The 6,757-nt window shown below is 31.3% G+C and carries 7 protein-coding genes and 1 tRNA gene; 7 read left to right on the top strand and 1 reads right to left on the bottom strand.

Annotated elements, in window-relative coordinates; translation table 11 throughout:
• The first annotated feature begins 196 nt into the window (after nucleotides 1–196).
• Nucleotides 197–616, top strand: a complete 420-nt coding sequence (locus tag JCM14822_RS10670; RefSeq protein WP_242861477.1) for a transposase — start codon at nucleotides 197–199, stop codon at nucleotides 614–616.
• Between the two features lie 200 nt (nucleotides 617–816).
• On the opposite strand, the gene JCM14822_RS10665 is transcribed toward JCM14822_RS10670, so the two are convergent.
• Nucleotides 817–1,674 (bottom strand): helix-turn-helix transcriptional regulator, encoded by an 858-nt coding sequence (locus tag JCM14822_RS10665; RefSeq protein ID WP_054742228.1) that lies wholly within the window; start codon nucleotides 1,672–1,674, stop codon nucleotides 817–819.
• 351 nt (nucleotides 1,675–2,025) lie between these two features.
• Between JCM14822_RS10665 and JCM14822_RS10660 the strand changes: the two genes are divergently transcribed.
• The 6 genes from JCM14822_RS10660 to JCM14822_RS10640 all read left to right on the top strand — a co-directional run bounded on the left by JCM14822_RS10660 (nucleotide 2,026) and on the right by JCM14822_RS10640 (nucleotide 6,642).
• Nucleotides 2,026–3,384: an ABC transporter substrate-binding protein gene (locus JCM14822_RS10660; RefSeq protein WP_054742227.1), complete on the top strand. Its 1,359-nt coding sequence runs from the start codon at nucleotides 2,026–2,028 to the stop codon at nucleotides 3,382–3,384.
• 70 nt (nucleotides 3,385–3,454) lie between these two features.
• Entirely contained in the window at nucleotides 3,455–4,342 is an 888-nt protein-coding gene (locus tag JCM14822_RS10655; RefSeq protein WP_054742226.1) for a carbohydrate ABC transporter permease, read from the top strand.
• A gap of 12 nt (nucleotides 4,343–4,354) precedes the next feature.
• Nucleotides 4,355–4,489: a hypothetical protein gene (locus tag JCM14822_RS22575; RefSeq protein ID WP_278287206.1), complete on the top strand. Its 135-nt coding sequence runs from the start codon at nucleotides 4,355–4,357 to the stop codon at nucleotides 4,487–4,489.
• 35 nt (nucleotides 4,490–4,524) lie between these two features.
• The gene (locus tag JCM14822_RS10650; RefSeq protein WP_242861476.1) at nucleotides 4,525–5,232 is read left to right on the top strand and encodes a carbohydrate ABC transporter permease; all 708 of its coding nucleotides are present in this window, start codon (nucleotides 4,525–4,527) and stop codon (nucleotides 5,230–5,232) included.
• A 269-nt stretch (nucleotides 5,233–5,501) separates the two neighbouring features.
• Nucleotides 5,502–5,572: transfer RNA gene (locus JCM14822_RS10645), tRNA-Gly, on the top strand.
• Nucleotides 5,573–5,802: 230 nt separating this feature from the next.
• Nucleotides 5,803–6,642, top strand: coding sequence for a class I SAM-dependent methyltransferase (locus tag JCM14822_RS10640; protein ID WP_054742225.1), 840 nt, complete (start codon nucleotides 5,803–5,805; stop codon nucleotides 6,640–6,642).
• Nucleotides 6,643–6,757 lie beyond the last annotated feature (115 nt).

The following is a 6,757-nucleotide window of genomic DNA, read 5'->3' as shown; positions in this document are numbered from 1 at the left end:
TAGGGTAATGTCATTAAGTTAAGATGACGATTTAAGATCTCTATATCAGAAATGATAGGGGTCTTTTTATTTTGTAAAAAATTCTTGACATATAACTCATAATGTGCGGGCGCTTTCGCTATCCAAATCTTTAAATGACGAGATTTTTGATACTGACATAATCCTTTCATTTACAAGAAAACAAAAGCAGTATACAATGTCATTTCGTATTGCAAGATTTAAGATATCTAAGGATTCCTATGAGCTAGTAGTTACAAACTTTGATAGATTTAAATTTCCATCAGAAAAGCTCAAAGAAATATATCATTTAAGATGGGGAATTGAAACATCCTTTAGAGAATTAAAGTATGCCATTGGATTAACAAGTTTCCACGCTAAAAAAGTGGACTATATAAAACAAGAAATTTTTGCTAGATTAACGCTATATAACTATTGTGAACTAATTACCACGCATGTTATTGAGCAAAGTGATGTATCCAATAAAACAAAACAGGTGAACTTTACTATTGCCATTTATACTTGCAGGGAATACCTACGAAAGAAACGACAAATAAGTCCACCAGATGTGATTAAGCTTATCGAAAAGTATACATTACCAGTAAGACTTGGGCGTTGAGACTCTCGGAAAGTCAAAACCCAAGCAATAGTTAGTTTTCTATATCGAGTAGTGTAACCATACATAATTATATATTTTTTTAGACAGATGAGCAATCTGTCTATTTGTTGTGCCATAAAATAATGATAAATCGAAATATAAAGGTAAAGCAAGAATATTTAAAATTATTGTAATCAAAAAAATATAATTTCACCAAATTTCTAGGCATGGTACATATTTCTAAATTCAGTAGGTGTACATGATTTTGTAAGTTTAAACATCCTAATAAATGCAGATTGATTTGAGAAGCCGGATTGTAGGGCAATTTCTGTGATTGGCAAGTTTGGATTGATTAGGAGTTGTTCTGCATATTCGATGCGTTTTTTAGTGAGATATTTGTAAAAGGTTGTGTTAGTGAACTGCTTAAACAGCCTAGCAAAGTGATATTTGCTAAAGCCGGCTAGATGAGCAATATCATTTAGCGTTAAGTTTTCGGTACAGTGGGCCGTTATGTAATCGCAGATACTCATAAATTTATCGATATGTTCTTTAGGTATCTGATTGTTTAAGGTGAAGCATTCTGTATGTTTGAAATTATGACGCCCAATATTAATAAGCATGTCCATTAAATTGGAATAGATAGCTAATTCATAGTAGGGCGTAGTACTTGTATATTCATTAAAGATATCCAATAGTTTCTTTTGTAAAATCGCATGGAGATGTGGATGCGTTTCAGAGGTAATAATAATAGCAGGAGAAATAAGATTTGATATAGATTCAAAATCCTTGAGTTGGCGTAATAGTGTAAGTTCTGCTTGGAAAATAATACGTCTACCAAAAGGTGGTGCTTTTAATTCGTGAACGACTCCAGGTGAAATGAAGATAATATCAGAAGGGTGTAATTCCCTCACTATATCATTAAGGATAATGGTGTAATTATTAGATATTGGCATAATGATTTCAATAGGAGTATGCCAGTGAGCAGGGTAATTTTCACATACGGTATTATCATAGAGCCTTAAGTTAGTATTGGCTTTATAATCCACGATTTCATGTATTCCATTTAAATGTTCAATCATAATTCAAACTCTCCTTATAATTATTTAAGTATTATGATAAAATCTAATGATTAGTAAACATAGGGGCTATAAAAATATAGTGGTGGTATTAAGCACTAAAAACAATAGAGTAAGTATAGTAAAAGTACAAATAAGTATAGAGTATTATATATAAATTAAGCAAAATACACAGGTAAGTGTAATGTGACATGTGGTTTTTAAATAGGAATATAGTCAGTTTGCATATAAATTCAGCAATAATTAATAATTATATGGCAATTATTGAGTAGTGGATACTATAACGCTTTGTTAAAATATATAATATAAGATCTTCATTTAGTAATAAGGAAAATTTCTAAGGGGGAAAGCGATATGAAAAAGAAGTTTATATTGGCGTTATTAAGTACTTCTATATTAACAACTTTATTAGGGGGATGTAAAGTTTCTACTGATACGGGTTCTAATGCCAGCAATGGTAAAACAGAGACAGCAGCTACAGAAACAACAAGTGAAGCTACAGGAAATGAAGAAGAAATCACTTGGATGTTCTGGGATGATTTAAATGCTACAGAAGACTTAATTACTAAAGGATATAAAGACGTTATTGATCGATTTAATGAAGAATACAAAGGCAAATATCATGTAAATGTTATTACAACAAACCTTGAAGAATATGATACAAAATTAAATGCTTTAGTTGCAGCCAATAATACACCAGACGTATTTATCTGTAACCCAGGTCCTAACTTAACACAATATGTAGAATCAGGAGTTGCACAAGATTTAACAGATATCTTAAAAAATGAAGAAAGTGAATGGTATGGCACTTTCAATGACGGTATCTTTGAAAGAATTACATATGATGATAAAATTATGGCTATTCCAACATGTTTCGCGGCAGCATGTGTATTCTATAACACAGAAATCTTTGATAAAGCAGGTGTACAACCACCAGAAACATTTGATGAAATGTTAGATGTATGTCAAAAGATTAAAGATGCAGGTTATGCACCTATCTCTTGCTCAGCTAGTACAGCTTGGTGTTTATCAATGGTAGCTGGTTACTTATGTGACCGTGAAGGCGGACCAGATAACTTAGAAGGTATTACAAACGGTACACTTGATTGGACAAGTGAAAGTTTCGTAAAAGCTGCTACAGATCTTAAAGAGTTATCTCAATACTTCCAAGAAACAGCAGTTGGTGACTCTAATGACCAAGCAACAGCTAATTTCTACAATGGAGAAGCTGGTATGTTAGTTCAAGGTTCTTGGGCAATCGGACAAATCAATGGTAACAATCCAGAATTTGAAGATAAATGTGGTGTATTTAGATTCCCAGCAATCGAAGGTGGCGCAGATCCTAACCGTATGATTGTAAAAACAGATAACCTTGTAATGAGTTCTAAAACAGAACATAAAGATGCTTGTATTGCGTTAATGAAAGAGTTCACAAACGAGACATCTCAAAAATATGTTGCAGAAATTGGTGGAAAGATTCCTGTAACAAATGTAGAAATTGATTATAGTAAAGCTCCAAAACAATTATCTTATATTCAAGATATCTTAAAAGATACAACAGGTACATTTGGTTTCTATAATGAATCTCTTGCAAGTGTAGAAGCTGGAGATACATTTGATAACGCAATGGTAGAAGTATTCCTTGGTAGTGCTACACCAGAACAAGCAGTTCAAAAAATCCAAGATTACTATGATAAGAATGTAAGAAAATAAAACTTTTTATAAATATGGGGTGAATAACCCCATATTTATATTATAGATTAGATGGTAAGGGGGGATTGTCGTGGATAAGCTTTTAAGAAATAAAAAGGCAATAGCAGTATTTATTGCACCAGCCTTTATATTATTTACACTTGTCTTATTCATTCCGGTTATTCAAGTAGTTTATTATTCATTTTGTGAATATGGTTCATTAACTAAGCCAGAGTTTATTGGATTTGATAACTACATTAAATTATTTACTGAAGATCAGACAATGCTCATCGCATTAAAGAACTCATTCTTTTTTATGATATTCTCAGTAATTTCACAACAAATCATAGGATTATTGCTAGCAGTATTATTAACTAATATAAAAAAGGGAAGAAACTTCTTTAAAAATATATATTACCTCCCTTGTGTATTATCATCTGCAGCATTAGGTTTATTATGGGCATTCTTATTTAATCCTAAGATGGGTATTAACCAAATTTTAGCTACAGTTGGTATCAAAGGACCATTGTGGTTATCAGATGTATCAGGATTTATTTGTCTGCCAATGTGGGTTATCGCTTTTGTAGCATTGTGGCAATATGTAGGTCAAAATATGATGCTTTATATGGCACAGATTATGAATATTTCAACAGATATATATGAAGCTTCTTATATAGATGGTGCTTCAAAAGTAAAAGCGTTTTTCTATGTAACATTACCACTTATTAAACCAATGATGATTACTTCAATATCATTAAACTGTATTGGTTCATTAAAATTCTTCGACTTAGTTTACAATATGACTCAAGGTGGACCAAATCATAATTCAGAAGTATTGGCAACACACTTATATCAACAAGGCTTCAAATACTTTAAATATGGTTATTCTAGTGCAATAGCAGTTATATTACTTATATTATGTTTATTAGTAACATTCATCATTAATAAATGTATTAAGATTGATAATTACGAAATGTAGGGGGAATGAGATATGAAGCGTATACAAGTTACACCAAATAATGAATTAGCTCAAGTTAAAAGCAAAAAAGCCATTTCTCCAGTACAAGTAATCATATATTTTTTCCTAATCTTATTAGTTTTAGTTTATGTATTTCCACTTTTATGATGGTAAGTGTATCTTTAAAAACTAATGCAGAAGTTATGAGATCACCTTTTGCACTTCCTGAGGTTGTACAATTAGGAAACTATATATTTGCCTGGACAGTAGGTAAATTAGGTGTAGCAACATTAAACTCAGTTATTGTTTGTGGTATAGCACTTTTAGTAAGTTTATTTTTTGGTGCTATGGCAGCCTTTGCAATCGCAAGGATGAAATGGAAAATTTCTAAGTCTATGATGTCTTATTTTTTAATTGGTATGATGGTACCTGTTCATTGTGTACTTATCCCTTTATTTGTACGTTTTACAAAATTAGGACTTACAGATTCATTAATAGGGCTTATTATTCCATATATAGCATTTGCATTACCAATGACAATATTTTTATTAGTAGGTTTCTTTAAAGGCATGCCTGGTGAAATATTTGAAGCAGCATGTATTGATGGCTGTAATATTTATCAATGTTTCATTGAAATAGGTTTACCACTTGCTAAAACAGGTATGTTCGTTTCAGGATTAATGACTTTTGTAGGTAACTGGAATGAGTTATTACTTGCCATGGTATTTATATCAGATCCAAACAAGAAAACACTTCCTGTAACATTAACATATTTCGTAGGACCATATGCAACAAACTATGTACAGATGTTTGCAGCGATTATTATAGCTATCGCACCAAGTATCGTTGTATACTGTTTATTCAGTAATCAAATCGTAGAAGGCTTAACAGTAGGAGCTGTAAAAGGTTAATATAGCGTATAATTAAAAGTCATAGATTATGAAGTCTATGGCTTTTTTAATATCACGAAAAAGAGAAAAAAATATATTTTTAGCAAAAAAATATTTTTTTGCTAAATGTTGACATATATATAAATATAGGTTATTATATATAACGTTCGTGGTACAAATATTATCAAGAATAATTGATATAGTTTTTATATTCTGTAAAGAAGCAGATTTAGTCGGAACTAAGCAAAAGCAATCTCTGTAAGTCAGAGTTTATATATATATAGATAGATGCGGGTGTAGTTCAATGGTAGAACTTCAGCCTTCCAAGCTGACTACGTGGGTTCGATTCCCATCACCCGCTCTCCTGATAAAAAGGCCTTAGATGAAATGGTTATTTTATTTAAGGCCTTTTTGTTATGTATTATAATTTGATATTTAGACATGGAGAAAAGTGCACAATATCTTTAGTATAAAAAATATTAATAAATAAAAATTCAGTAAATAATTTACAATTCAATGATTCGCTAATATAATAGAGTAAAACAGTTAAAAGAGTAGACTCATATTAATGACCATCAAGGGGGATTTTAGATGAAATATGATGCAGAGAACGTAAGAGAGTATTACAATAAAGCTGCTGAAAAAGAGTGGGAACGCTTAACTAAGAATAGAATGGGCGAATTGATATACAATGTGCATTTAGATATATTAAGAAGATATATTACAGATAAAGATTATGTAATGGAATTAGGCGCAGGCGGAGGAAGATATACTAAGGAAATCGTTAAGATGGCGGGATTGCTTGTGACTTCTGATCTTTCACCAGTACAAGTAAAGGTAAATAAAAATAAAATGAGAGGCTTGAAATTAGATACAGAAATAGAAGATTTCAAACAGCTTGATATTACAGCAATGCCACAAATTAAAGATGCAAGCTATGATGTCGTTGTATGTATTGGTGGTGCTTTAAATTATTTATTTAATAAAGAGAAAGACGGTATCAAAGAGATGCTGAGAATCCTTAAGCCAGGTGGTAAGTTAATATTAGGGGTAATGTCTAAGATTGGCTCACTGATGTATTATATGGATGGGGTAGTGCAGGAAAAAGAACGCTTTGGAATCGATGCGACCAAGTGGTTATTTGAGACAGGCATACAGGATGAAGAACATTATCCTGTACCAAGTAGACATTATATACATATGATGACGAGTATAGAGTTAGATGAGCTTTTATCAGATGAACCTGTACAGGTTATAGAAAAGAGTTCAGCAGGATTATTTAGCCATGTAAAAGAAGAGTTACTTACCGAGATGAAATATGATAAGGAATTATGGGATTGTATTTTAAAAAAGGAGTTAGCATTTACTAAGAATCCAGGAACCTTAGATTGTGGTACAAACATTATTTATGTTATAGAAAAGCTACAATAATTTATGAAAGTGAATATTATTGATATAAAAGAGGTAACATGATTGTTGGCGGCGAGCATAAAAAAGTTATATTTTCGAAAAATAAAACTTTAATATTGAATTTTATAAAAAATAG

Origin of the sequence: Cellulosilyticum ruminicola JCM 14822, from assembly GCF_001311925.1 — a bacterium.
GTDB lineage: Bacteria > Bacillota > Clostridia > Lachnospirales > Cellulosilyticaceae > Cellulosilyticum > Cellulosilyticum ruminicola.
This window is presented reverse-complemented; position numbering and strand designations above follow the sequence as displayed.